Source organism: uncultured Romboutsia sp. (assembly GCF_958366745.1).
GTDB lineage: Bacteria > Bacillota > Clostridia > Peptostreptococcales > Peptostreptococcaceae > Romboutsia > Romboutsia timonensis.
This window is the reverse complement of the sequence record NZ_CATXCO010000279.1, coordinates 1-2,729: the sequence shown is the minus strand read 5'-3', so window position 1 is coordinate 2,729 and position 2,729 is coordinate 1. Positions and strand designations below refer to the sequence as shown.

The 2,729-nt window shown below is 25.6% G+C and carries 3 protein-coding genes; all 3 read left to right on the top strand.

The window, feature by feature from the left end; translation table 11 throughout:
- Positions 1–66: 66 nt before the first annotated feature.
- From pgeF to Q5F54_RS12685, 3 genes are read left to right on the top strand one after another with little or no spacing between them, the layout of a single operon-like run.
- Entirely contained in the window at positions 67–678 is a 612-nt protein-coding gene (pgeF, locus tag Q5F54_RS12695; protein ID WP_302334547.1) for a peptidoglycan editing factor PgeF, read from the top strand.
- Between the two features lie 16 nt (positions 679–694).
- Entirely contained in the window at positions 695–1,384 is a 690-nt protein-coding gene (locus Q5F54_RS12690; RefSeq protein ID WP_281537933.1) for a response regulator, read from the top strand.
- A gap of 18 nt (positions 1,385–1,402) precedes the next feature.
- Entirely contained in the window at positions 1,403–2,686 is a 1,284-nt protein-coding gene (locus Q5F54_RS12685) for a HAMP domain-containing sensor histidine kinase (protein WP_277231965.1), read from the top strand.
- The last annotated feature ends 43 nt before the right edge of the window (positions 2,687–2,729 follow it).

The following is a 2,729-nucleotide window of genomic DNA, read 5'->3' as shown; positions in this document are numbered from 1 at the left end:
GAAAAGATAGATTTTGTTAATTAAGCTATAACACTTAGCAATGTAAATTCAAAATCTAGAGAAGATATGGAAGTAGTTTGTAAAGATGGAAATTTTAATATAAAAAATTTAACTAGTAATATTCAAATACACTCAGATATAGTTAATAAAATAGATGAAAGTAATATAGGACAAAAAAAAGAGGGAGATGCATTAATAACAAATATACCTAATACACCTTTACTGATATTTACAGCTGATTGTGTACCTATAGCTATAATTGATAAAAAGAATAAAGCTATAGGACTAGCCCATGCTGGATGGAGAGGAACTTATGATGCAATAGCTAAAAAAACTATAGAAAAAATGGCAGATAATTATAATACAAATCCAAAGGATTTAGTCTGTATTATAGGTCCATCTATTGGTCCTTGTTGTTATGAGGTATCTAAAGATTTAGTTGAAAAATTTAACATGAATTTTACAAATAGTACAGAAAAATTTTATACAATAGAAGAAGATAAATATAAACTAGATTTATGGAAGGTTAATGAGCATATACTAAGGGAATGCGGAGTTAAAGATGAGAATATAATAAATCTAAATTTATGTACTAGCTGTAATAGTGATAAATTTCACTCTTATAGAAAACATAACAAAACACAAGAAAGAATAGGTACTATACTACAGATAAAATAAAGGAGGATATATTATAATGAAGCCTAAGATCCTTATTATAGATGATGAGATTCATATAGTAGAACTTATTAGATTTAACCTAGAAACATCAGGATATGAAGTAGATATTGCATATGATGGACTAGATGGATATCTTAAAATAAAAGAAAATGCACCACAGTTGGTACTTCTAGATTGGATGTTACCTAATATAAGTGGTATAGATATGTTAAAGAAAATAAGAAATGATAAATCACTATCTGATATACCAGTTATAATGCTAACTGCTAAAAATATGGAAAGTGATAAAATAGAAGGGTTAGAATTAGGCGCAGATGATTATATAACAAAGCCATTTAGCATAAAAGAACTATTAGCTAGAGTTAGTTCAGTTCTTAGAAGATATAATATAAATAAAGAAAATGTTGAGAATATTTTAACTGTAGGAAGTTTAAATGTAAATCTTCTTAAGCATGAAGTTTTTAAAGGAAATGAAAAAATTGATTTAACTCTTAAAGAATTTGAACTATTAAAGCTATTGCTTGAAAGTAAAGGTAAGGTACTTTCAAGAAATTATCTTTTAGATAAAATATGGGGATATGATTATTATGGAGAAACCAGAACAGTAGATGTCCATATTAGATATTTAAGAAAAAAAATAGAAGGAGATAATTCATCAGAAAAATATATACAAACTATTAGAGGAGTAGGGTATAAGATAGATTAAAAGTTAGGAGACACCTTTATGGATAATGTTGTATTAATTTTTATAACGCTAATGGCATCTACAGTATCGATAATATGTATTAGATACAATATAAGACTTAGAAATTATCTAAAAGTATTTATAGAAACATCTAAACAAATAAGTAATAGAGAATTTCACTCTAGGCTAAATATAGATGCAAGAGGAGAACTTGGAGAATTAAGCAAAAACTTTAATGACATGATAGATATAATGAATAGCAAAATCGAGGAAGTAGAATACAATCATCTTCAAATGACATCTATACTAAAAAGTATATCTCATGGAATTTTAGCTGTTGATATTGATGGTAACATAATGCTTATAAATGATGAAGCTAAAAGAATATTAAAGTGCGATAAATATGAATTTATAGAGGGTAAAAATATAAATCTTATAATAAATGAATCAAGTCTACTAAAAGAAATTGCTTTATTTAAAGGATCTAAAGAAAGTAAATATGTAGAACTTACAACTGATGATGAAATAGTGTATAGTATAAACCTAGATCCTATATATTTGCAAGATATGGATAATATAATAATTGGTTCAATTATAAATATTAAAGATATAACTGAAAAAGTTAAATTAGAAAATATGAGGACTGACTTTGTTGCTAATGTAAGTCATGAACTAAAAACCCCTCTTACATCTATAAGCGGATTTGTAGAAACCTTAAAGTTAAATGAAAATATAGATATAGAAACTAGAAATAGGTTTTTAGGAATAATTGAAAGTGAATCTGATAGGCTAAAAAGACTTATAGATGATATATTATTACTATCATTTATAGAAAAGAAAGAAACTAAATCTATAGAATTAGTGAATATATATGAAGTTTTTATGGAAGTATATGAAATGACGAATTACTTTGCTAAATCTAAGAATATAAATGTAAGCTATAAGTTTAGTGATCAAAATATATCAATATTATCTAATCGAGATTATGTAAAACAAATATTTTTAAATTTAATTGATAATGCCATTAAATATACACCAGAAAATAAGGATGTATATGTAGAAGTTTATTATGATAAAAATAACTTAGTAATCAAAGTAGGCGATAATGGAATAGGTATACCTAAAGAAGATATAAAAAGAATATTTGAAAGATTTTATAGAGTGGATAAAGCTAGAAGCAGAGAGGTAGGCGGGACTGGTCTAGGTCTTGCTATAACTAAACATATAGTAAAGAATTTAGATGGAACTATAAATGTAAAAAGTGAATTAGGACAAGGTAGTGAATTTATTATTACTATACCAAAGAAAAATTTCCTTAAATAGAGGAAATTTTTTTTTGTTTTTGTGCAAACTAACTTTAATTACA